The sequence below is a fragment of the Methylophilus sp. 3sh_L genome (genome assembly GCF_046766015.1).
In the GTDB taxonomy this organism is placed as follows: domain Bacteria; phylum Pseudomonadota; class Gammaproteobacteria; order Burkholderiales; family Methylophilaceae; genus Methylophilus.
On sequence record NZ_JBKOUF010000001.1, the window covers coordinates 74,940 to 98,283 of the forward strand.

The window sequence follows — 23,344 nt, forward strand, 5'->3', positions numbered from 1 at the left end:
GGTTAAGTGCACAATAAAGACCTTGCTTACTCCAGGGCCTATGCAATCCAAGTGCATGCACTGCAACAGAGGCGTCAACAAAAGCATACACTTAAGCGTTCACTTTCCCAACCTTGCCTGTTAACGGAGTGCCTATGTCCTGGTTAAAACGATTGAGTCTTTATTTGCTGTGCAGTGTAACCTGTTTCCCTGTTTTATGCCTGGCAAACCTGGCGCCAGGTGACCATGCTTTCGAGGTCAACGTGGCCGGAGAATCACGTGAGTATCTGGTGCATGTTCCCAAACAGGCTCAGTCTGGCCAGGCCTTGCCGATGGTATTGGTGCTGCATGGCGGCATGGGCAATATGCAGGTGCAGGCGACCGAGCGTTTTTATCACCAGATTTCCGCGGCCGAAAAATATGGCTATATCGTGGTCTTTCCCAATGGCTACAGCCGCCTGCCAGGCGGCAAGTTTGCTACCTGGAACGCCGGTAATTGCTGTGGTGCAGCGCTCAAAAAGCAAAGTGATGATGTGGGTACGATCCGGGCCATCATTCAAGCCATGCAGCAAAAGGCAACCATTGATGCCAAGCGCATTTTTGTTGATGGCATGTCCAATGGCGGCATGATGAGCTATCGTTTGGCTTGCGAGTTATCTGACACGATCAGTGCGATCGCTTCTGTCGCCGGGACAGACAATACCCGGCAATGCCGTCCCAGCAAACCGGTGGCGATTTTGCATATTCACGCCAAGGACGATGATCATGTGCCATTCAATGGCGGGCAGGGCGAAAAATCCATGACGGACGTCAGTTTTAATTCGGTGCCGGCAACCATCCAGAAGTGGGTGCAATTAAACCAGGCCAACCCACAGGCCGAGCGCATCCTGGAGGTCAGTGGTGCCACCTGTGAGATTCACCGTGGCGGCTTGGCGCCGGTGCAGCTCTGTGTGACCGAAAGTGGTGGCCACTCCTGGCCGGGCGGCAGCAAACCGCGTGGTGGCGAAGCGGGCTCCACTGCGATTGATGCCAACGAAGTGATCTGGACCTTTTTTAATGCCTATGGCCGTCCATAAAGCACGCCGCCGCCCAGTCCGGCATCAAAACGGGATGCTGTAGCCGACATAGGCCAGCGGCTGAATCCGTGTTTCTGTGATTGGGCTGTCGTACTGCTCATCACTGAGCCGGGTAATAAACGCGCCAAACAGCAAGGAATGATTGCTCATGACCGGCATCATGCCATTGATGCCAGCCTGCCATTCAACGCCAGACCCTGCCCGGTAAAATGGCCGGCTTACGCTGACTTCGTTCGTCCGCACACCGAAGTAATAGTTGTTAAATTTCTGGCTATTCCAGGTGGCGCCCACCAAGCCGTTGAGACGCAAGTTTGGCGAGCGTAACAGGCTCTTGATGTATTGCACCTGAACCTGCTGACCATTGCTGTTGCCACTCGCATCCGTGGTCCATTGCGCATTGAATGTGCCGTAGTTGGTTTGCCAGCGTAACAAGGGCCCGACAAATACCGAGAAATCGCGGTCATCCATGCCGCGCGTGCGGTCGCCCTTGCTGGCATCCCAGCCAAATTTAGCCTCTGCTGACAGGCCAAACCGCAGGCGCTGATCTTCGCTGTCCACTAACCAGACCCCAGCTTGCAGGGCATTAATAAAAAAGCGGTCGCCATAATTCGCATTAATAATCGGCAGTACCAGCGCGCGGTATTCGTCAGAGCCAGAGGTTTTTGGCAGCACGCCAACGCCGATGCCATACAGGTTTTGTGCCCTCGGCACCGCCGTTTCAGTCTGGCGGTCTATACGCGATTCGGCATAGCTTGAGCTACTAAGCAAACTCAGGGCGAGGCAAAACCCAGCCACTGGCAGGAGGGGATGAAAAGTCATGGTGTGTATCCGTTATTGTTTTATGCTGATGACATGAGCAGTGTACGCGCCTTTTAGTTCCCGGAGGGCACCATAGACTTTTAGGGCCTAGGCACAAACCAAAAGCGATGTGTATGGTCACACCGCTGCAAAGAGGAGAAAGCAAGATGCGATCAACACATATTCAATTGGCCAAAACATTGACTTTTATGGGGGCGTTGCCGTTTGCGGGGGCTGTCGTCGCGCAACTGCAGGGAATGGCGCACTACCACACTGGTTATCTCGCCTTGACGTATGGGGCCGTGATTATCTCGTTTTTGGGCGGGATCCATTGGGGCTTGTTTCTGGGCAACGCGCAATATACCCGCCTGAACCTGCTGGTGAGCAGTAACTTACTGGCGTTGGTTGCCTGGGCCACCCTGTTTTTTGTGGTGCCGGTCACGCAATACCTGGTGCAGATTGCGGCCTTTATCGCTTTATGGCTGATAGACCGCAAACTGGTGGCGGAGGGTATTATTGAACGCTGGTTTTATCGGCTCCGCAGCCAAGTGACCACCATCGTCGTGTTGTGTTTGGGCATCATGCTGGTGTTGCAGTTTTAATGCCAGCCCCCATTAGCTCAGGCCAGTTTAAGGATTGGCCTGCTTCAGGGTCAGGATTTGTTGCGAGACTTTTTTGCCTTCCGCCGGATCTAGCGCCTGAATCGCAGGCTGGATAGATTCTAGCGTTGCCACATCCTTTTGTATAAACGCCACCCTGGAGAGCGCAATCATGGTATCAAAGTCGTGCTGGTTGAGGTCATAGGCTTTTTTCAGGTCCTGCTCTGCCTGCACATAGTGCTGCAAGCCTTCTTCCGCCAGGCCTAAAAAATACCAGGCATCTGCAGAAGCAGGTTCTTTGCCTGTCCATTGCCCGGCGATGGTTTTCAAGTCACGCCAATCTGCATTCTGGTAAGGGATCACTACTTGCATGAAGTAGGGCCGTTGCTCCAGTGGCAATGCCCAGAAAGGGACATCATTGGTTTTAAGCGAGAGCGTCTCGGGGGCTGCCATCAATTCCTTGATCCACTCTACCGGCAAGCTGTAATAAAACGCTTGCTGGCCAGGGCTTTTAAAGGTGGTCAGGCCGATCAGGTTGTAATGTTGGTCAAACAAGGCGCCACCACTGGATCCCATATAAAAAGACGCACTGGAGCGAACAATCAGGCTGCCATCAAACGGGTAAATCCCTTTGATCGCGCCATACGACAACTGCGGGACCGGGGCCCCCGCCGGAAAACTCATGCTGAACACTTCTTCTTCGTATTGCAGGCTTTTGCTATCCCGCATGGGGATAGGTTTAAACGGCAAAGGATCAAACTTGAGCAGGCACACATCGCGTTTCCAGTTCGCTTTCAAGCCAATTGGTTGATAACCATCCCTGAATTTGGCAATGTTGACGCCTTTGCTATTTGCAATCACGTGGCAGTTGGTCGCCACATATTCGGGGCTCACCACCACGCCTGAGCCCCTGCCATTCGAGCCATCGGGCAAGTCGGTCGTCACCATGACAATTGAGTGCCCGAGTTCCAGCGTATCCACAATACTGGGCTGCGCATTTAAAACATTGGCCAACAACAGCAGACTGACAAGCAAAATTGGCTTCATAACCCCTCTATTCTTTTTAAGGCCTGGCGGATGTTTAAGTTAGAAATTCTTAAGCTATAAGACCTGCCAGAATCAAAAACGTTTTCAGCCAGGGGGAAGTAAGTATTTTCTGACAGGCAAATCAGCGGTGGCCTACGCCTCAGTCAGGCGCTTACCATTTAAGATGATGCCTGACTCAACCTTCAAATATTGAGCATAAAATGCATTCCCACAAATCGTACATGCTTCCCAAACTGATTTTCCTTAATATGCTGGCCTTGATGATGATTACCTTCGAACATGAAGCGCCTGCCGATAACCGTTATTTTCTTAAAGCCGTGAACGCAGGCGAAGGTGACAAGCCTCAACCCGAGCCGAACATACAATTGGCCGAGGCTGATGAGGCCATGGTTGACGCGCCCCAAACTGCGCCAATTCAAGCCTCGCCAATTCAAACGACGCCAGCGCAGGTAGAGCCTGCAAAAAAAGCGCCGGTAAAGCACCGCCTGGTCAGCCACCGGACTTCACCCAAGGCTAAAACCATGATTCAACGCGCCAGCTATCATAGCAACTCCCCTTTAGGTTGCTGCTTCAGGGGTAATTACAGTTAACGCGACCACTTTAAACGCGGGTGGTGTCAAAGATTTTTGAACATTTTCCCGCTAAAAATACTCAAGCTCCCACATGGGGGCTTTTTTGTTGCCGGCCGTTTTTCAACTGCAGGGTTTAATGGTTGTGATTGCATGACCTTGTTGCAGGCCAAGGCAAGAGCCAATACACTGAACACTTGTTAATAAGAATACCAATCGCCTATGTTCAAATCCTTTTTTCCCGATTCCCGCTGGTTCTGGCCGTCTGTCATCTTGTGGGCAGTGGTCTGTTGTGGGGTATGGTTCGAGTATTCAGCTGCAATTGGTACCGCACTGGGTTTGTCCATGGTCGAGACCGAGCCGGTGATTGGCTTGGGGCATTTTGTCACCGATCCGTTCAAGTTGTTTTATCTGTATTACCTGGTGAGTGTGGCGATTTTTGCCCTCGCCTGGTTTCAAATGAAACCGACCCGCTGGCAATGGTGGTCGATTGTGGGGACTGCCGCGATCCTGTTTTCTACCTATTATTCAGTGCAAGTCTCCGTCGCGCTCAACAACTGGCGCCGGCCTTTTTTTGATGCCGTACAAGCGGCGCTTTCCCCGAATTCCAAGGTCACCACGGCGCAGTTGTATATGCTGATGCTGCAATTTGCTGAAATTGCATTTGTGGCGATTTTTATTTATGTCATGACCCGCTTTTTTGTCAGCCACTATATTTTCCGCTGGCGGACGGCGATGAATGACTTTTATACCAGCCAATGGCCACAAGTGCGCAAGATTGAGGGCGCTTCGCAACGGGTACAGGAAGACACCATGCGTTTTGCCACAATTATGGAGGGCCTGGGGGTCTCTATGGTTGAGGCTGTGATGACCTTGTTCGCTTTTTTACCGGTCTTATGGAGCCTGTCTTCTTATGTGAGCGAGCTGCCTGTGTTTGGCGCGGTGCCTGCGCCACTGTTCACGGCGGCGATTGCCTGGTCGGTGTTCGGCACTTTCTTGCTAGCTGCCGTCGGTATCAAGTTACCTGGGCTGGAATTCAGAAACCAGCGCGTCGAGGCTGCGTATCGTAAGGAGCTGGTCTATGGGGAAGATAACTCTGCGCGTGCGCAACCCGAGACATTGAAATCCCTGTTTCTGGAGGTGCGTAAAAACTATTTCCGCTTGTATTTCCACTATATGTATTTCAACGTGGCGCGTAGCTTGTACCTGCAGGCGGACAATATTTTTGCCTACCTGATTCTGGTCCCCACCATTGCGGCCGGTAAAATTACCTTCGGTATCCTGCAGCAAATCCTCACTGCCTTTTCACAGGTCAGCAATTCGTTTCAATACCTGGTCAACTCCTGGACCACGATTGTGGAGCTGCTCTCAGTGTATAAACGGTTGACTGCATTTGAGGCCGCGATTAAACATGAGGCTTTGCCCGAGATTGAGAACACCGCTGCTTAAGCGCCAGGGGTGAATACCTGCAGGAGACCGGTTAGCGTGTCACCTGCAGGTGATTAAACTTGGGTTGCTGTTCGCGCATAAACTGCGCCAGCGCCTCATCCGACAAAGGTTTGCTGTAATAATAGCCCTGGCCCACATCGCAGCCACTGTGCAGTAAAAATCGGTGCTGGTACTCGGTTTCTATACCTTCAGCTGTCACTGATTTATGCAAGCTTTTACCCAGGTTGATCAGCGCCAGTAGAATATTGCCATTGGTCACACTTTGTTCCAGGTCTTCCACAAAGGCCTTGTCGATTTTGAGTTCATCAATAGGGTAATTTTTCAGATAGGCCATATTCGAGTAACCGATGCCAAAATCATCAATGGCAATGCAGACGCCCAGGCGCTTGAGTTGCTCCAAGGTGCGGGTGAACATGGCTTCATCTTTAAAGCGCGCATTTTCGGTCACTTCCAGCGTAATCAGGTGCGGTGGCACGCGCTCCTGGCGCAATACCCGCTGTACGGTTTCCACCAGGTTGCCGCGCAAAAACTGGATAGGCGAGACATTGACCGCAATCGGCACCAGATAGCCCCATTCCGTTTGCATGGACTTGATTTTTTTACAGGCGGTCTCGAGTACCCATTCACCAATGGCGAAAATGTGCCCGGTCTCTTCGGCGACCGGAATAAACTGGTCTGGCGGGATCAGCCCGCGCTCAGGATGTTGCCAGCGGATCAGCGCTTCAAGCGCACTGATGTTGCCGTGCTGCATATTGATTTGCGGCTGGTAATACAGCATGAGCTCTTGCCGTTGCAAGGCGTGTCCCAGGCCATATTCAATTTCGTTACGTTCACCGAGCTGCTGCGCCAATGTGCCGCTAAACATTTGCACCTTGTTTTTACCGGCGTTTTTGGCGCTATACAGTGCCGAGTCCGCACAACTGAGCAAGGTATCAATGTCTTGGGCATGATCCGGGTAAATGCTGACGCCGACGCTGCAGGTCATGTTAAACACATAGTCGCCAATGGCAATCGGTTGCGAAATGGTTTCCATCACGCGCGATAGCAAAGGCTCGGCATCTTCTGCCGAGCGCAGGCCGGGGTAGAGCATAACAAATTCATCGCCGCCAAACCGCACAATGGCATCGGTGGGCCGTGTGCTCTGGATCAGGCGTTGCGCTACGTTTTCCAAGAGTTTGTCACCCGCACGGTGGCCCAGCGTGTCATTAATCAGTTTGAAGTGATCTAGGTCGATAAAGGCAATGGCAATCTTGTAGTGAAACTTGTCCGCTTCAGCAATCAGGCTGGCCAGCTTGCCACTAAACGCGTGGCGGTTTAACAGGCCGGTCAGGTTGTCTGTCACTGCCAGCTGGCGGATTTGTAACTCATAATTTTTACGGTCGGTAATGTCCTCTACTGTGCCCTCGTAATAGAGAATGCTGCCTTGCGCATCATAGACCGCGTGCGCGTTCTCCGAGATCCAGATGGTTTCACCATTGAGCCGGTAGACTTCAGACTCAAAGTTTTGCACACGCCCCTGCATGCGGATGGCTTCGGTAAAGTCATGGCGGCGGCTGTCCTTCACATACAGCTGTGTACTGATGTTATTGAGGTCGCTGATCAATTCGGCTGGGGTGGTATAGCCATACAGTTTGGCCAATGCCCGGTTCGCATTCAGGTAGGTGCCTGACTCTGTGGTCTGGAACATGCCCAGGGTCGAGTTCTCAAACATGGAGCGGTACTTCTGTTCGGTGCTGTACAGCGCCTGTTCAATCCGCTTGCGTTCGGTAATATCCTGAATGATGCCTTCTAGCGCGACCGGTTTGCCGTCATTATCAAACACGCCACTACCGCGCTCTGAGACCCAGCTGACCGACCCATCAGCACGGAGGATGCGGTACTCCAGGTCAAACCGCTGCTTTTTGCTGACAGCATCATGGATGATGGCCCTGGCTTGTGCGCGGTCTTCCGCATGCGTGATCCGCTCATACGAGTTAACCTTGTTCAGGATCAAATCTTGCGCTGGGTAGCCGGTCAGTGTCTCGCAGCCTTTGCTGACATAAATCATGGTCCATTGATCGTCATACAGGCAACGGTAAATCATGCCGTCCAGATTATCTAGCAGCGTATCCAGTAGCCTTTGCTGTTGTGCCGTCAGTAAAGAGTCCATTATTTGCGTTTGCATCATGCCCCAGTGGATGTCGCCATTCATCAGAACAGCGCCTGTTCTGCTTGTCTTTGCTGGCTCAGTGTCACTTTTTCCCACAGGCTCTGGGCATTGATCAGTGTGAGCATGCTCTGCTGGGCCAGGTTAGCAATGGCGACGCCAGGGTTGTTGCTAATGCCCTTAAAAAAGGTATTCATGGGCTGGATCTGGCTGGGCGCGAGGTAGGGGATCTCGCCCAATGCAGACACAAACACCCCAAACTTAAGGCCTGCGGCTTTATCCTCAATGACGACGATCTGCCTGTAATCGGTAAAATAGTGTGCATGCCCAAGCATGCGTGCCAGGTCAATCACCGGAATCACCTGATCCTGATAAGTATGCATGCCAGCAATAAATGGCGTGGATTCTGGCAGTGTACGTAAGTGTTCCTCATCAATGGCCTCGCGGACAAAGCGGGCTTCGATGCCTAGCCAGGTGTTGCCAACATAAAAGGTGGCGTATTCCTGGCTGTCTTCCGCATTCTGCAGGAACAGGTTGGGGTTGAATTTGTTGTGGATGACTTGTGCTTCTGCCGTAATCCGCTGGTTAATTTCGTTCCCGTTGCCTAGCGGCGTAAAGATCAAGGCAAACACTTTATTGCGGTAGTTGTCTTGTGCGCCTTTGAACTCACGGTAGCCGTATGCCGCATGCACGCCTACCGCATAATAGGTCTGCTGGTAGATGGCAATATCAAACAGTTGCTGCCCTTCGCTCAATTTGCTGATTTCCGGCATCAAGGCAAAATCATCGCCGGTGGCAAAGTCTTTATGCGTGCTTGAGATGACTTTCAATTGTTCGTTCACAAACAAGGTAAAGCTGCCGCTGACCGGTGTGTCAGTTTTATCGCGCGGGATCACATCCCGCAGCATGGCCTGGAATTGCGGTTTGCTATCAAACACAATGCCTATGCCTCCGACAATACTGTTGCCATCCAGATGCCGGATCGGCGCTGCGTAGATATAGGTGGCTTGATGGTTGTACAAAGGGGTGGGTTCAAATTGCGACACCACGTAATCCTGGCTGGAGCTGCAACTGCGGGTACGGCCTACCCATTCCTCGGTCAGCGGGCTACCAATCAAATCATTGTAGCGGGCATTAGAAACGGCAATCACCATGCCTTGACGGTCAAACACAATCAGGTTGTCGTAGACCGTATACAGGCCATTGATATAACGCAGGATGCTGGTGATCTGGTTTTTATCTTCTGTCGACGGCTGTGGGTTAGCCAGGCGTTCGCGGAACTGGTGGGTAAGCGCCCACCAACGGACATCATTGGCCCGCTCATACAAGTTGCGATCCATGATTTCAACCGCAAACTGCGCATAAAAACTCGAGTTTTCCAGCATCACAGACACTACGGTCTGGTAAAGCTCAGACACCATGTTCTCAATAATTTGCTGGGTTTTGTGTCCGGTGTTACTGATTTCTGAGAGCAGGCTTTTGGAAAAGTTTTTTTGCTGCGTATTGACGTAGTTACTCTGCCAGATATTGCCGTTCCACACGGACTGATTCAGTTTGCTCTGAATATTGGCAGCCTGTTTGGGAATATTCAACAAGCTCTCAGAAAAAATGAGCGGACTGCGCATCACCTTGCGCAAGATTTCAGCATCAATATTGCTGACCATGCCTTGCATGCTCTGGTGAAAGGCATATTCCAGCGGGATCATGGTTTGCCCCAACCATCCAGGCCCCGAGTAACCCTGGTAGTCCTCCGCCTGCTTGGTGACGCACAGGTATTCCCGGCCGGCAAAACGGGCTACAAACCAGTCCTTGTCGGTGTCTGCACACAGGGTGATGCCGATCGGGATCTGATAGGGGTCACTGGAGGCAATCACATGCCGTTGTTCATCCAGCAGGATACCCACGGTCCAGTCCTGGGGATTAATCAGGTTTTGAAAGATAGTTTGCAGTTCGTTGACAAACTTGAAGCATAAGCACAACACGCCGAGCGGGCGCACACCGTCACTGCTGTAAACCGTATGGGCATACATCAGCGATTGATAAGGCTTGCCCTGGATTTCTGTTTCATAAAACTGCTCAATGTAGGGCGCACTGGATTGTGCTGCCAGGTTAAAAATCGCGTGCTGGTCACCCAGTATCTTTTGCGCCGTGTCCAGTTGATGCAGCAAGGTGCCTGCCATGTCGAAGAGGGCGATGTTCTCATAGACCGTATATTTTTTCTGGTACTCTTGAAACCGCTGGCTGAGACGCGTCTGGTCCTGCGCCGAGACTTCGCCACCAGCATGTTTTTCAAGATACTCCCTGACGTCATCGTCGGTGGCAAAAAAGCCAATATCGGCGGTGCGCTCAAACAGGTTACGGATGAGCAGGTTAATCACTTCAAAGGCTTTGGATGAGAGCTGTGCAGCGGTTTTGTGCAGGGTTTCTTCTGACAGGTGGCGCAGCACTGCATTGGAGATTTTGTTAAAAGCAGTCCGGGTGTCTTCCATTTCGGAGCCGGTGCCTGACAGCTGCGCCATCAGTGCCAGGCTATCCCAGGCATTTTGGAGCTGGTAAATATGTGAGCGAAAATCGTTGACCTTTTTAAAATGGCTGGCGAGCTCTTCAGTCAAAGGTTGCGGGTGCATATGTTTCTAGTTTTCTTCCATAGTTGCTATTAATTCCGCCTATTTACAGCAAGAATGGTTCCCGTTTACGTTGGGTAAATTGCAAAAGAATGGCAAGAAAAATGCTTTTATTTAAATATTAAAACTTGGAAGTGATGATTTTGGCCCAGATTGGCCTGCTAACCGCCTTCACGCAATGCCTGACTGGCATAGGCCTGGAGGACAAACGCGCTGAATGCCATTTTTTGGTGCGTGCATTTTCAAAATGGTGCACGTCCCAGTCTCTTGGTTGTATGCTGTTTTAAATCCCCGTCCTGAAATCTCAACAACATGATCAATACCATGATAGAAATTCATAGTGTCTCGGAAGCTATCCGTGATGCCGTCGCCCCGGTTTTTTTGCTGACCGGCATCGGCTCGATTTTGGGGGTGCTGATTGGCCGCCTGGGGCGCTCGATAGACCGCGCCAGGTTTTTAACGGATGCACCAGAGGAAAAGCGGGAGCGCTTTAAGGATGAACTGAGGATTATCGTCAGACGGACCAAATGGCTACGCCGCGCGATTGGGCTGGCGACGTTCGCGGCTTTGTGTATTTGCGTCTCCATCGCCAGCATGTTTATTTCTGTGGAGACTGGTTTGCGCTTGCCGCATCTGGTAATGGTGTCTTTTATTATTTCGATGGCCTCACTAATTCTTGGCCTGCTGTGCTTCTTGCGTGAGATTGTGCTGGCCTCGCGTGAGGTGATTGTGCCGTTTCAAAAGCTGGAAAATCCCGCGGGCCGCAACACGGGCAAGTCCTAGTGCTAAGGTCCCAGGGTTGAGGCCCTACTTTTGGGTTCAGGAGATGGCGTCTAAGCCTTAGCGGTAAAGCGCGCGGATGACGTCGGTTTGCGTCAGGATGCCGACCAGTTTGTTAGAGGCATCCACCACCGGTAACAACTGCAAGTGATGGCTGGTCATGAGTGGAATGGTGTGCATCAGGTGCATCTGCGCCTGAATGGTGATGGCCGGTGCCGTCATGATTTGGCCAACCACTTCCGGTTTGTCACTATGCGTGGTCGGTGACCAGCGGATCAGCCGCTGCAGGGCGGGGCCGACTTCGCGGTAGTGGCTGGCTCCGGCATGACGGACAAAATCCGACAGGCTCAATACCCCGATCACCAGTTTGGCCTTGTTCACCACCGGCACTGCAGGCTCGTTTTGCGTTTGCATGGTTTGCCAGGCCATTTCCAGCGCATCGCCAAACTCTAGCGTGGTGGCGATGGGCCGCATGATCTGTTCGCAGGTAATGGCTTCCAGCTTGCGTTGGTAAGCAATCAACTCAGTTTGTTCCAGCAGGCGCTGCAATTGCGAAGGATGAATATCCAGGACTTCGTGGTACTGCCCCAGTGCCTGCTGCAAATCCTCTGGCTTGAAGCCAAACTGGTATTGCATATGGGTAGGTGTTGCGGCGGCAGGGGGATGGTCGGCCACCGGGTAACGATACCCGGTGAGACGGTGGTAAACCCAGGCCATGATCACCAGTAACAGGCTGTTTGCCAGCACCGGCCACCAGATGAAGCCAAAGCCCAGCTGGCGGATGGCCTCACCACCCAACACCGCTGTCAGCGCCACCGCGCCACTGGGTGGATGCAGGCAGCGCAGGGCAAACATCAGGCTGATGGCACTGAGCATAGCCAGTGCCGCAGCCAAAATCGGGCTATCAGGCAGCCATAGGGCAAAGCACACGCCGCTGAGGGCGGCCACCGTATTGCCTGCCAGTAACGCCCAGGGTTGTGCCAGCGGACTCGACGGCAGGCAAAACAGGATGACCGCCGAAGCGCCCATAGGCGCAATCAGGAACACGGCGGTATGCCAATTGGCGGCTGGCAAGTCTGCCACGACCAGGCTGGCGATCCACCCGGTCAGCAAAATCCCCAGGCCAGCCCCCAGCGCCGCGCGCGCGTAGTCGCGCAACGACCCAGTCATGCGCCGTGGCCAATAAGGCTTTAAAAAGTCCGGCAGTTCTGCCATTTTCAACTCAAAAAAGCAAAAACCGCAGTGTACCACCAAGCCTGTGCATTGGTCCTTTTCACATTGGCTTTGCGGTGGCCAAAACCGGGAATTTCTCCCGATACAATTCGGTTACAAAAAAACGGAAACTTCAGTTCTGATTTCAGGCTCATACGGGCTAAATACTCCTACAAGAGAAGAAAATCTTGATTGATGCAGAAGAAAGGAAACTGTGATGCAATCGTTCTTACAATCAAAATTAACCCATTGGGTATCGGTGCCATTGGCTGTGGCTGCACTGTTTGGCGCGGGCTATTGGATGAAAGGATATACGCTGGTGAACCATGCGCAGGCGACTGCGCCGGTATCAGCTAAAACCATGACTGCGCCAAGCGCCTACATCACCCTGCCTAACTTTGCCAGCATTGCCTCTACGCAAGGGGCTGCAGTCGTGAATATCAGTGTCAGCGGTACCGTGAAAACGGCCGGCATTCCTGGCATGGACCCTAGCGACCCCATGTTTGAGTTATTCCGCCGTTTTCAACCCAATATGCCACAAACCGAAACCCCGATGAATGGATTAGGCTCCGGGTTTATCGTCAAGTCTGATGGCGTGATTCTGACCAATGCCCATGTGGTGGATAAAGCAGATGTCGTCACCGTCAAACTGTCTGACAAACGGGAGTTCCAGGCTAAAGTCGTGGGCGTGGATAAGCTGACGGATGTCGCCGTATTGAAAATTGATGCCAAAGATTTGCCCACGGTACGTATTGGCACCACTAAAAACAGCAATGTAGGTGACTGGGTCGTCGCCATTGGTTCGCCATTCGGGTTTGACAATACTGTCACCGCAGGCATTATTTCGGCCAAGTCACGTGCTTTGCCCGATGAGGGCTATGTCCCTTTCTTGCAGACTGACGTGGCGATTAACCCAGGTAACTCGGGCGGCCCGCTGTTTAACCTGAATGGCGAAGTGATCGGCATTAACTCGCAAATTTACAGCCGCAGTGGTGGCTACCAGGGCTTGTCATTTGCGATCCCGATTGATGTGGCGATGGGCATTGAGCAGCAATTGCTGGAAACTGGCAAAGTCAGCCGCGGCCGTCTCGGGATCGGGGTGCAGGCAATTAACCAGGATCTCGCCTCCTCATTCGGCTTGCAAGCGCCTAACGGTGCGTTGGTCAGCAATGTCGAGAAAAATGGCCCGGCGGATAAAGCGGGCCTGGAGCCTGGCGATGTGATCTTGAAGTTTAATGGTCAGCCCATAGACCGCTCAAGCGACCTGCCACCCATGGTTGGTAGCGTCAAACCTGGAAGTACGGTCAGCATGGAAGTCTGGCGCAACAAGCAGCTGAAAAAACTGAATGTGCGCATTGACGAGATGCAAACTGCGCAGAGTGAACCTGTGGCTTTAGATAGCAAACAGGCTAAGTTAGGCGTGAGTGTGCGCCCGCTGACCTCGCAAGAGTTGGCACAAACCCAGCTCAAGCAGGGGTTGCTGGTGGAAGAGGTGGGCAAGGGGCCGGCAGCGAATGCGGGTATCCAGCCTGGCGATGTGATCTTGGCTGTCAATGGTGACCAGGTTAAAAATGTCAGCCAATTGCAGGATAAATTGTCACAAAACAAGAATGTGGCGCTTCTTGTCATGCGCGGGGACAATAAGATTTATGTCCCTGTCAAAATAGGGTAATTCACGTGTTGCTTCCTTAGTCATTTGCCCCGCAGTTGCGGGGCTTTTTTATCCATGCATGCCTGTGGACATGGCATGCGCAACAATTCTGCCAACTCAAGCTTTTTGCCCGTTAAAATATGCACATGCAAACATTCCATATCGTTCCCGTCGAAGACCAGGCCTTGCAAGCGGCACTGGTTCAGCAGATTAACCAGAAGACCAAACCTTTAGGTGCCCTCGGGCGGCTGGAGACCTTGGCATTGCAGCTGGGGTTGATTCAGCAAACAGTACACCCGGAGTTGCGGCAACCCACCATGCTGGTGTTCGCTGGTGATCATGGCATCGTGGCAGAAGGTGTCAGTCCTTATCCGCAAGCCGTGACCGCGCAAATGGTCCTCAATTTTTTAAATGGCGGGGCTGCCATCAATGTGTTTGCCCGCCAGCATGGCTTTGACCTGCATGTGGTCGATAGCGGCGTTAACGCCGTGTTCCCCGCGCATTCCAAACTGATTGATGCCAAGGTCGGCATGGGCACGGCCAGTTTTCTGCATCAGCCAGCCATGACCCCCGAGCAATGCGGGCAAGCGATTTACCGGGGTGCGCAGATTGCCAGGGATACCATTTCGCAAGGCTGTAATGTGCTGGCGCTGGGTGAGATGGGCATCGGCAATACCTCCAGTGCCAGCTGCCTGATGAGTGTGCTGTGTGGCTTACCCATGCATCAATGTGTGGGCCGAGGCACCGGCGTCAGCGATAAAGGCTTGCAGCATAAACTGGCGGTCCTCACCTCCGCATTGCAAACGCATCATGTGTCAGCGGATGATCCGTTGCAGGCCTTGACAGTATTTGGTGGCTTTGAGGTTGCCATGATGGTCGGTGCACTGCTCGCCGCTGCCGAGGCGCGCGTCACCTTGCTGATTGATGGCTTTATTGCCACCTCTGCGCTGCTGGTGGCGGCCAAGCTTTATCCGCAAGTGATTGATTATTGTGTGTTTGCGCATTGCTCCGACGAAAGCGGCCATGGCATCATGCTGGCACACCTCAAGGCGCAACCGCTGCTGCATTTATCCCTGCGTCTGGGTGAAGGCACTGGGGCCGTATTGGCGTATCCCTTGTTGCAATCAGCGGTTGCATTTCTCACCGAAATGGCCAGCTTTGAGAGTGCTGGTGTCAGCGAGCAAGTGCAGTGAAGTTGCAATGGCGCTATTTCTTGCTGGCAGTCGGGTTTTTTACCCGATTTCCGGTGCCGTCCCTGCCAGATTTTAAAGAAAGTGACCTGAACCAGGCTGCCAGATATTTTCCGTTGGTGGGCCTGCTGGTCGGCTTGTTAGCCGCTGTGGTCTGGTGGTTGGCCAGTTGGCTGTTTAACCCTGCCCTAGCGGTACTGTGCAGCATGGCGGCCACCATCTTATGTACCGGGGCGTTTCATGAAGATGGCCTGGCCGACAGCGCGGATGGTTTAGGCGGTGGGATGAGCCGTGAACGCCAGCTTGAGATCATGCAAGATTCCCGTCTAGGCAGTTATGGCGCGATTGCCCTGGTGGGTATTTTGCTATTTAAATTTGAGGCCTTGTCTGTGCTCGCCCCGGCGATTTTGCCGTTTGCCCTGATTGCCGGGCATGCCTTAAGCCGCCTGGCTGCCGTCTATATGATGGCGACTGCCAGATACGTGCGTGCTACTGGTAAAGCTAAGCCGCTCGCAACCACGCCCAGCCGGCAGGATATCGTCTATGCCAGCGTGTTTGGACTCATCTGCTGGTTAGGCTTCGCGCTGATGCTGGCAGTCAACCAGTCTGCCTTGTCGGCTGTTCACTTTCTTTTGATCACAGGCTTACCTGTGCTTGCAGTGGGATATTGGTGGCGGCAACTGGTGTTGCGTCACTTGCAAGGCTATACCGGGGACACGCTGGGCGCGATGCAACAGCTCACCGAGGTTGCTTTGTATTTGGGTTTACTGGCTTGGGAGCGCCTGCTATGAAATTAACGTTGGTCAGGCACACCAGCTTGCAAATTGCCGAGGGCATTTGCTATGGCCAGAGTGATATTGATGTTTCCATCAACTTTGCCAGTGAGTTGTCACAGCTGAAACAAAAACTCCTGCATGAGCAGATTGATGCGGTCTATTCCAGCCCCTTGCAACGGTGCAGCAAACTCGCGCACGCACTTGGTTTTGATGGCATCACCCATGACGAGCGGCTCAAGGAGTTACATTTTGGCGACTGGGAAATGCAGTCGTGGAATGATATTCCACGTGAGTTATTTGATGTATGGGCGCAAAACTATGCCGAACTTTCCCCGCCAAACGGTGAGACTTTTGCAGCGCTGCAACAACGTGGCGTCGAGTTTTTAGAAGAAGTGAGCGCTCGCCATGCCGGCCAGCATGTGCTGGTGGTCACGCACGGCGGCATGATCCGCGCCCTGATTGCGCATGCGCTCAATATGCAACTCAAAGGCCTATTCCGCTTTCATGTGGATTATGCCAGCCTGACCCGCCTCGATTTGTCGGGGACCATTCCCAAAGTCACCTTCGTTAACCGCTAATGCTTCGCCAGCACTGTTTTGAGTAAGGCAAATACTTTATCCTGCTCACAATGCGCGACATTAAATCGCAGCCATGAAGACGGCTCCTGATAGGGCCTGAACAAATTGCCTGGCGCCAGCATGACATTCTGCCTGGCGGCCAGACTCGCCATTTCCGCCGCTTGTTTGCCTTCGCCCAGGCTAGCCCAGACAAACATACCACCCGCAGGTTCGGTATAAATCGTCAACCCCGCCCGCTCCAGTGTCTCAATCACTTGTGCGCTTTTGACGGCCAGCCGGTTGCGTACTTTTTCCATATGTTTGCGGTAACGGCCCTCGACCAGAATCTGGTAAATCACGCGCTGATTGATTTCAGAGCTGGTCAGCCCGGTGAGCAGTTTGAGGTCGAGTAACCTTTGCGCCAGTTCGGCCTGGCAGGCAATAAAGCCGACCCGCAGGCTGGCAGAAATGGTTTTGGAGTAGCTACTCACATAAATGACACGGTTAAGTTGATCCAGGGCAGCGAGTCGGACGGCTGTATGCGGGTGAAAATCGCCGTAAATATCGTCCTCTACCAGGTAAAAACCATATTTCTCTGCCAACTGTAACAGCTGGTGCGCCACAGCGAGGCTGGTACTGGTGCCGGTAGGATTATGCAGCACCGTATTGGTAAAAAACAGTTTGGGTTGATGGATGTGCAACAATTGCTCAAGCTGTGCGATATCGGGACCATTCAGGCCTCGTGGCACGCCAATAATCTGCGCACCCATAGACTTGAGCAGGCCAAACAGGGTGTAGTAACCAGGGTCATCTACCAGTACCACATCGCCCGCCTTGATCAGTAACCTGGCAATCAGGTCCAAGCCGTGCGAGGCACCATTGACGACCAGCAATTGCGAGGGGTCGGCATGGATACCAATATCCACCAGAATCTTCTGCGTCAATAATTGCCTGAGCGGCAAGTAGCCGCTGACATCGCCATAACTAGTTAAAAATCCGCCAGACTTTCTAGATAATTCATTGAGGCTTTTTTGTACGGCTTTTTGATCCAGCCAGTCCTTGGGTAACCAGCCGCAGCCTGGCCGGACCGCCTCTGGGACCTCCCTGAAGGTATTGTGCAGCAGCCATAACACATCATCCGCCCTATCCAGGTAAGTCGTTTCTGTTGCGACTTCTGGCAGTTGATTGATGGGCGCCACATAAAACCCTGAGCCGCGCCGAGACAGCAGGTAACCCAGGGCAACCAACCTGTCATAGGCATCAACCACGGTAAAGCGGCTGATGCCATGCTGCGTTGCAAAATCGCGGATAGACGGCAGGCGCGTGCCGGTACGTAACACACGCTGCGCAATCTGTTGCTGGAGGCCGTTGACGATTTGTTCGACCAACGGTAACCGGTCATGCGGGTTGATGATAATCAGCGGTTTTTTGGGGGTGGATTTCTCGACTGGCATGGAGGAATGACCTGTACAGTTTTGTGATTGATTGCCTAGGTGTACATGTAGTGTACTGGTTTTGGCAGTTAATATCATCCTTTACTTATGGTTGGGGCGTGTCATGTCTTTGTTGCTCAAAAGTGTGTTGGCGATGCTTGTGTTAGTTTGCTGTTTGCTGCCACACAAGCAAGTGCACCCGCTTAAAGCCATGCCAGACCAGCAGCCGGTTTGCCTGGCAAACCAGCCACGCAACAACGGCTGCTTAGTACCGCAAGAAAGCGGGCCGGTGGCAGTCTTGGTCAGGGGCCAATTACTGTTTTTGCCACCGTCTAAACATGAGTGAAGTCAGGAAGTGAGATGTATCTACCCAAACAGTTTACAGCACCGGATGATCAGGCAGGGTTGGATATCATCCGCCGTTATCCCTTTGCAACGCTGATTGCGACCTTACCCACAGGGCTAGAGGTGAATCACCTGCCATTATCCCTACAGGAGGGCGGTTTATGTGGGCATATGGCAAGGGCGAATCCGCTTTGGGTAGCCTTGCAAAGCCAACCTTCTCCGCAACCGGTGATGGCGATTTTTCATGGTCCGCATGCCTACGTGACCCCGTCGTGGTATCACAGCAAAGCCCAGAGTGGCCGTGTGGTGCCAACCTGGAATTATGTGGTGGTCCATGTTCAAGGCCAGTTAAGGTTTGTTGAGGACGAAAACTGGTTGCGTACACAGCTGCGTGCGCAGACGGCACAGCAGGAATCGGAGTTTGAACACACCTGGCAGCTTGAGGATGCCCCTGCCGACTTTATCGACCGCATGCTGCAAGCCGTAGTCGGCATTGAGATCAAAATCACCGAACTCACCGGTAAATGGAAGGTGAGTCAGAACCAGTCGCTAGAGAATCAGCTTGGCGTGTGGCAGGGCTTACAGGCAAGTAAAGAGGCACATGCCAGAGAGCTTGCTGTCTTGATGCAGGCGGTGAGTGGTTTAAACAGCCATTGAACCCAGTGCTTGCGTCAACCGGGGCCAGTCCGCCTCCGCAGGCAAGCCAAACCGCAATGCTTGGGGATCGGCAAAGTAACGTGTCCAAATGCCATGGATGGCTAAAGCCTGATGTAATTGCTGCGCCGCAGGATGCTGCAGGTATTGAAACAAGTCTGTGCCGCCGGATGGCGTGAGGCCATGTTGTGTCAGCAACTGCGCCAATTTGGCTGATTGCACTGCTAATTGCATGCGGGTCGCTTGTTGCCATGAACGGTCAGCTAATGCCAGTTCGGCCAGATATTGACTTGGCCCGGTCAGGGTCCAAGGACCCAACAGGGCGGCGATATGCCGTAGGGCTGTAGGGTCACCCAATAAAAAACCGACCCTCAGGCCTGCCAAGCCAAAAAACTTGCCCAGTGAACGTAACACCCATAAGCCCGTCAGCCCGCTATGGCTGGCGAGGCTGTGTTGTGGCGTGCTGTCCATAAACGCTTCATCCACCACCAGCCAACCACCCCGTTGCGCTAATTCAGCATGCCAGGCGAGCAGGGTCTCAGTAGCGTATTTTTGGCCGGTAGGGTTGTTTGGGTTGCAGACCAGTAATACCTCGCATTGTTGCAACAGGGCATCGTCAGGCAGTCGCTCAAAAAATTGTACGCTATGCCCGGCTTGTTGCCAGGCATGGGCATGTTCCTGATACATGGTACGCGGCATGGCGACCCGGCAGGGCGCGCGTAAGCGCGGCAATACTTGCAAGGCCGCTTGTGAACCTGCACAGGCGAGCACATGGCTTGCGCCATAATAGGCTTGCGCCATGGCATGCAAGCTGTCTGCTACAGCGGGTAGCCGGTGAAATAAGGCGGCGGGTAAGTCGGCAATCGGGTAGTGTTGCGGATTGATGCCGGTAGACAGATCCAGCCATTCGGTCAGTGGCCGGCCATATTGTTGTGCAGCCTGTTGCAGGTTGCCGCCGTGCTCCAGCATTGCGCCCTTTTCAAGCATAGGCCAATGTCCCAATCAACACCGCGACCATCAGCCAGCTCAGCATGCCGTTACGGACCAGTTGCAAAGCCCGCGGAATATCCCCGGCAATGGGAGGCGTGTGCGTGCCTAGGCGCGGGCGGTCATGCCATTCGCCGTGATAGCGTGCGCGCCCACCCAACTGCACATTGAGTGCGCCTGCACCCGCAGACATGACCGGCCCGGCGTTGGGGCTGTCCCACAATGGCGCTTGTGTTCGCCAGGATTGCCAGGCCAGTGTGGTTTGGCCGAGCAAAGCGTAGGTCAAGGCTGTCAGGCGGGCTGGCACATAATTGAGTACATCATCCAGCCGCGCTGCTGCCCAGCCAAAATAAAAGTAACGCGGTGTTTTATAGCCCCACATGGCATCCAACGTATTCACCAAACGGTAAGCCAGTGCGCCGGGGCCACCAGCGACAAAAAACCAGAAGAGGGCTCCAAACACACTGTCATTTCCGTTTTCCAGCACGGATTCTATCGTGGCGCTGACCGGTTCTATCGCCTCCACATCGCGGCTGACCATGTAAGAAGTAGCGCGTTGTGCTTGTTGAAACTGGTTCGCTTGCAGCGCCTCATAGACCGCCAGGCCATGCTGGCGCAAGCTGCGGTGACCGATGGCAAAGTACAGGCAATATACATGCAGGGCGAGTGCCAGCCAGAGGGATAACTGCATGAGCAACACGATGATAAAAAGGATGGGCAGGACCAGCAGCAGGACACTCACAAGCCCCCATAGAGATTGGCTGCGTAATGGCTGTCTGGTTGAAGGATTCAAACGCAGTTCAAGCTGCGAAACCAAGTGGCCAAAGCCGACCAGTGGATGCCAGCGACGGGGCTCACCCAGCCAGGCATCCAGCAGCACTGCGCCACAGGCAAGCCCGGCGAGTGTGAGATAATCGAACGATGGATAAACTGGCAGTGAAAACATTAATGGTTCAGGGCACCACGTCGGATGCCGGTAAAAGTACGCTGGTGGCCGGATTGTGCCGCGTATTGTACCGCAGCGGGGTCGCCGTCGTGCCATTCAAGCCGCAAAACATGGCCTTGAATGCAGCGGTGACTGAGGATGGCGGCGAGATCGGCCGTGCGCAAGCGGTGCAGGCCATGGCCTGCGGTTTGGCACCACATACCGATATGAATCCGGTACTGCTCAAACCTAATTCGGATACCGGTTGCCAGGTGATTATTCACGGGCAGGTGGTGGGTAACCAGGAAGCAAGTACTTACCACGACTATAAAAAAACCGCCATGCAGGCGGTGCTGCAATCCTATCAGCGGCTGCAACAACAGTATGATTGTGTGGTGGTTGAAGGTGCAGGCAGCCCGGCCGAAATCAATTTGCGCGCCAACGATATTGCCAATATGGGCTTTGCCGAAGCGGTAGATTGCCCAGTAATTTTGGTGGCGGATATTGATAAGGGCGGTGTGTTTGCGCATCTGGTTGGCACATTGGCCTTGTTATCTGAAAGCGAGCAGGCCAGGGTGGTCGGCTTTGTGATTAACAAATTCCGTGGCGATATTGCCTTGCTGCAACCGGGGCTGGATTGGCTGGAAGCACACACCGGCAAACCTGTGATTGGCGTGCTGCCTTATCTGCACGATTTGCACCTGGAAGCAGAGGACGCGGTTGCCAAAAGCCAGTTAAAAAAAGCAGATGCTCAACTCACCGTGGTGGTGCCTGTATTACCGCATATCGCCAACCATACCGACTTTGATGCGCTGCGTTTGCACCCGCAAGTTGACCTTAAGTTTGTGCGTTTGAACGAACCCGTGCCAGCGGCAGATTTAATCATTTTGCCCGGTAGCAAGAATGTCCGCGGTGATTTGGCAGCTTTACGCGCGCATGGCTGGGAGGCCCCGATTGCGCGCCATTTACGTTATGGCGGCAAACTACTGGGTATCTGCGGCGGCTTTCAGATGTTGGGCGAGCAATTACATGACCCGCTGGCGATAGAAGGTGAAGCTGGTAGTAGCGCAGGCCTGGGTTGGCTGCCAATGGAAACGACCTTGGAACCTCATAAACAGCTCAAACAAGTTTGCGGAAAACTGGCTTTTGCCGAGGCAGAATTGCAAGGCTATGAGATTCATATGGGGGTCAGTACAGGTACAGCATTGGAGCGTCCGGTACACCTGATAGACGGTCTTGCGGAAGGCGCGCGTTCAGAAGATGGCCAGGTGGCTGGTAGTTACGTACATGGTCTGTTTGACCATCCACAAGCGTGCGCTGCATGGTTGCAATGGGCGGGGTTAACTACACAGGTGGATTACGACTACACGCAATTGCGTGAAGAAAGTCTGGAGAAACTGGCAGACAGCGTGCAGCAGCACTTCAACTGGTCAGCGCTTGCTGCTTACTTGCCCAAAGACTTTGTGCCAGCTTAACCAGCAACGACCTTGATGGTCTGCTCAAATGCCTGTACCACCTGCCCAGCGCGGATTTTGGCGGTTTTCCTGCGCTCGATGACGCCATCCACCTTGATCAGTCCTTCGGCCACCATGGACTTGCCCTGACCACCGCTGTCGGCCACGCCTTCCAGTTTGAGCAAGTCACACAGCGCGATGTATTCGCCTCTCAGTTGAAAAGTCGTCGTTGCCATGTGTTATCTCATCAATCTTTTAAAGCGGTCATTTTAAGGCTTGTTGGTATTTTCTGGGGGCAAATTCACTTCCAGCGTCAGTGACGCATTCTGGCTTTCCCACAATTGTTCGTTGAGCTGGTGATGTACCGTCACAAACAGGAAGTTCAACCCGGCTTTTTGCGGATGAAACACAAATTCACCTTGCGCATTGGCATGGATATTCGACGCCCTGACGTTTTCGACATCATACAAGTCTTCAATGCGGCGCTTGCTAAAGTGCTCGTTATCGGTGACCACGATAATGCGGGCATTCGGCACCGGTTTGCCCTCTTCCAATACTTGCAAACGCAGTTCACCCCCTAATATCACACCATTTGGCGAAATCAGCGGGATGATCTCCAGGCCTTTATTCAAAGGCACAGGCTTGTATTTTTGTTGCCCTTTGAAAATATAGGTGTCGGCATAGCTGTAGTAATTCATGGTGGTTGGCTTGCCGCTCACGCGTTTCATATCGGCCGCAAAATACAGTTTTTTGTCTGGCGTCTCTACCGCTTTATACACAGGCCCTACACGTTGCCCTGTACTGATGCGGTAGGTACCTTCTTCTTTGAGTTCCGGCTCCAGATAAACCGCCGCTTTCGTTTTGGCAATTGGCTTAATGGCTGTGGTCTCGCCACGTGGTGAAGTGATGGTGAAGTTAGGCGAGTCCATGGCAAAGTCAGCCTGGAATGGGAACTCGGTAAACGCAGATTCAATGGTCAGGCGGTGATGAGTGACATTGAACTGGTTGGGTTTTAAAAACGGCACATGCGCCTCGACAGCCTGGGCAGTGACCAGCGCGATGAGAACGAGGAAAAACTTTTTCATAAAGGGCT

The 23,344-nt window shown here is 53.1% G+C and carries 22 protein-coding genes; 12 read left to right on the plus strand and 10 right to left on the minus strand.

Going from position 1 to position 23,344, the window contains the following annotated elements; translation table 11 throughout:
• The first annotated feature begins 134 nt into the window (after positions 1–134).
• Positions 135–1,055: an alpha/beta hydrolase family esterase gene (locus ACIDF8_RS00345; RefSeq protein WP_412008669.1), complete on the plus strand. Its 921-nt coding sequence runs from the start codon at positions 135–137 to the stop codon at positions 1,053–1,055.
• A 24-nt stretch (positions 1,056–1,079) separates the two neighbouring features.
• Here ACIDF8_RS00345 and ACIDF8_RS00350 read toward each other — a convergent pair whose 3' ends face one another.
• Positions 1,080–1,874 carry a MipA/OmpV family protein gene (locus ACIDF8_RS00350; protein ID WP_412008670.1) on the minus strand — a complete coding sequence of 265 codons (795 nt, stop codon included), beginning with the start codon at positions 1,872–1,874 and terminating at the stop codon, positions 1,080–1,082.
• Between the two features lie 146 nt (positions 1,875–2,020).
• Here ACIDF8_RS00350 and ACIDF8_RS00355 point away from each other — a divergent pair, with 146 nt between their 5' ends.
• On the plus strand, positions 2,021–2,455 hold the full coding sequence (locus tag ACIDF8_RS00355; protein ID WP_412008671.1) for a DUF3429 domain-containing protein: 435 nt from the start codon (positions 2,021–2,023) through the stop codon (positions 2,453–2,455).
• A 27-nt stretch (positions 2,456–2,482) separates the two neighbouring features.
• Here the strand turns inward: ACIDF8_RS00355 and ACIDF8_RS00360 are convergent, their stop codons facing one another.
• Positions 2,483–3,499, minus strand: a complete 1,017-nt coding sequence (locus ACIDF8_RS00360) for a trypsin-like peptidase domain-containing protein (RefSeq protein ID WP_412008672.1) — start codon at positions 3,497–3,499, stop codon at positions 2,483–2,485.
• Positions 3,500–3,759: 260 nt separating this feature from the next.
• Here ACIDF8_RS00360 and ACIDF8_RS00365 point away from each other — a divergent pair, with 260 nt between their 5' ends.
• Complete coding sequence (locus tag ACIDF8_RS00365; protein ID WP_412008673.1) at positions 3,760–4,089, plus strand: hypothetical protein; 330 nt, start codon at positions 3,760–3,762, stop codon at positions 4,087–4,089.
• 201 nt (positions 4,090–4,290) lie between these two features.
• Complete coding sequence (gene sbmA, locus ACIDF8_RS00370) at positions 4,291–5,517, plus strand: peptide antibiotic transporter SbmA (protein ID WP_412008674.1); 1,227 nt, start codon at positions 4,291–4,293, stop codon at positions 5,515–5,517.
• Between the two features lie 31 nt (positions 5,518–5,548).
• Here the strand turns inward: sbmA and ACIDF8_RS00375 are convergent, their stop codons facing one another.
• Positions 5,549–7,708, minus strand: coding sequence for a putative bifunctional diguanylate cyclase/phosphodiesterase (locus tag ACIDF8_RS00375; RefSeq protein ID WP_412008675.1), 2,160 nt, complete (start codon positions 7,706–7,708; stop codon positions 5,549–5,551).
• The gene (locus tag ACIDF8_RS00380) at positions 7,708–10,290 is read right to left on the minus strand and encodes a chemotaxis protein CheW (RefSeq protein ID WP_412008676.1); all 2,583 of its coding nucleotides are present in this window, start codon (positions 10,288–10,290) and stop codon (positions 7,708–7,710) included. The genes ACIDF8_RS00375 and ACIDF8_RS00380 overlap by 1 nt, the downstream gene beginning before the upstream one ends.
• Before the next feature lie 321 nt (positions 10,291–10,611).
• Here ACIDF8_RS00380 and ACIDF8_RS00385 point away from each other — a divergent pair, with 321 nt between their 5' ends.
• Positions 10,612–11,070 carry a DUF2721 domain-containing protein gene (locus tag ACIDF8_RS00385; RefSeq protein ID WP_412008677.1) on the plus strand — a complete coding sequence of 153 codons (459 nt, stop codon included), beginning with the start codon at positions 10,612–10,614 and terminating at the stop codon, positions 11,068–11,070.
• Between the two features lie 57 nt (positions 11,071–11,127).
• Here ACIDF8_RS00385 and ACIDF8_RS00390 read toward each other — a convergent pair whose 3' ends face one another.
• The gene (locus ACIDF8_RS00390; RefSeq protein WP_412008678.1) at positions 11,128–12,282 is read right to left on the minus strand and encodes an HPP family protein; all 1,155 of its coding nucleotides are present in this window, start codon (positions 12,280–12,282) and stop codon (positions 11,128–11,130) included.
• Positions 12,283–12,496: 214 nt separating this feature from the next.
• Between ACIDF8_RS00390 and ACIDF8_RS00395 the strand changes: the two genes are divergently transcribed.
• The 4 genes from ACIDF8_RS00395 to cobC all read left to right on the plus strand — a co-directional run bounded on the left by ACIDF8_RS00395 (position 12,497) and on the right by cobC (position 16,474).
• A complete protein-coding gene (locus tag ACIDF8_RS00395; protein ID WP_412008679.1) occupies positions 12,497–13,951 on the plus strand; it encodes a DegQ family serine endoprotease in 1,455 nt (484 codons plus the stop codon).
• 125 nt (positions 13,952–14,076) lie between these two features.
• Complete coding sequence (gene cobT, locus ACIDF8_RS00400) at positions 14,077–15,123, plus strand: nicotinate-nucleotide--dimethylbenzimidazole phosphoribosyltransferase (RefSeq protein ID WP_412008680.1); 1,047 nt, start codon at positions 14,077–14,079, stop codon at positions 15,121–15,123.
• Positions 15,120–15,911 (plus strand): adenosylcobinamide-GDP ribazoletransferase, encoded by a 792-nt coding sequence (locus ACIDF8_RS00405; protein ID WP_412008681.1) that lies wholly within the window; start codon positions 15,120–15,122, stop codon positions 15,909–15,911. The genes cobT and ACIDF8_RS00405 overlap by 4 nt, the downstream gene beginning before the upstream one ends.
• Positions 15,908–16,474 (plus strand): alpha-ribazole phosphatase, encoded by a 567-nt coding sequence (gene cobC / locus ACIDF8_RS00410; RefSeq protein WP_412008682.1) that lies wholly within the window; start codon positions 15,908–15,910, stop codon positions 16,472–16,474. The genes ACIDF8_RS00405 and cobC overlap by 4 nt, the downstream gene beginning before the upstream one ends.
• Here cobC and ACIDF8_RS00415 read toward each other — a convergent pair.
• On the minus strand, positions 16,471–17,907 hold the full coding sequence (locus ACIDF8_RS00415; RefSeq protein ID WP_412008683.1) for a PLP-dependent aminotransferase family protein: 1,437 nt from the start codon (positions 17,905–17,907) through the stop codon (positions 16,471–16,473). The genes cobC and ACIDF8_RS00415 overlap by 4 nt on opposite strands.
• Positions 17,908–18,010: 103 nt before the next feature.
• Here ACIDF8_RS00415 and ACIDF8_RS00420 point away from each other — a divergent pair, with 103 nt between their 5' ends.
• On the plus strand, positions 18,011–18,232 hold the full coding sequence (locus ACIDF8_RS00420; RefSeq protein WP_412008684.1) for a hypothetical protein: 222 nt from the start codon (positions 18,011–18,013) through the stop codon (positions 18,230–18,232).
• A gap of 14 nt (positions 18,233–18,246) precedes the next feature.
• On the plus strand, positions 18,247–18,888 hold the full coding sequence (locus ACIDF8_RS00425; RefSeq protein WP_412008685.1) for an FMN-binding negative transcriptional regulator: 642 nt from the start codon (positions 18,247–18,249) through the stop codon (positions 18,886–18,888).
• Here ACIDF8_RS00425 and cobD read toward each other — a convergent pair.
• Together cobD and cbiB are read right to left on the minus strand one after the other, a co-directional pair.
• Positions 18,874–19,854, minus strand: coding sequence for a threonine-phosphate decarboxylase CobD (cobD, locus tag ACIDF8_RS00430; RefSeq protein WP_412009622.1), 981 nt, complete (start codon positions 19,852–19,854; stop codon positions 18,874–18,876). The genes ACIDF8_RS00425 and cobD overlap by 15 nt on opposite strands.
• Positions 19,855–19,864: 10 nt before the next feature.
• Positions 19,865–20,818 (minus strand): adenosylcobinamide-phosphate synthase CbiB, encoded by a 954-nt coding sequence (gene cbiB, locus ACIDF8_RS00435; RefSeq protein WP_412008686.1) that lies wholly within the window; start codon positions 20,816–20,818, stop codon positions 19,865–19,867.
• A gap of 2 nt (positions 20,819–20,820) precedes the next feature.
• Here cbiB and ACIDF8_RS00440 point away from each other — a divergent pair, with 2 nt between their 5' ends.
• The gene (locus ACIDF8_RS00440; protein WP_412009623.1) at positions 20,821–22,272 is read left to right on the plus strand and encodes a cobyric acid synthase; all 1,452 of its coding nucleotides are present in this window, start codon (positions 20,821–20,823) and stop codon (positions 22,270–22,272) included.
• Here ACIDF8_RS00440 and ACIDF8_RS00445 read toward each other — a convergent pair.
• Both ACIDF8_RS00445 and ACIDF8_RS00450 read right to left on the minus strand, forming a co-directional pair.
• Positions 22,269–22,487, minus strand: coding sequence for an RNA-binding S4 domain-containing protein (locus tag ACIDF8_RS00445; RefSeq protein WP_412008687.1), 219 nt, complete (start codon positions 22,485–22,487; stop codon positions 22,269–22,271). The genes ACIDF8_RS00440 and ACIDF8_RS00445 overlap by 4 nt on opposite strands.
• Before the next feature lie 33 nt (positions 22,488–22,520).
• A complete protein-coding gene (locus tag ACIDF8_RS00450) occupies positions 22,521–23,336 on the minus strand; it encodes a DUF4198 domain-containing protein (protein ID WP_412008688.1) in 816 nt (271 codons plus the stop codon).
• Positions 23,337–23,344 lie beyond the last annotated feature (8 nt).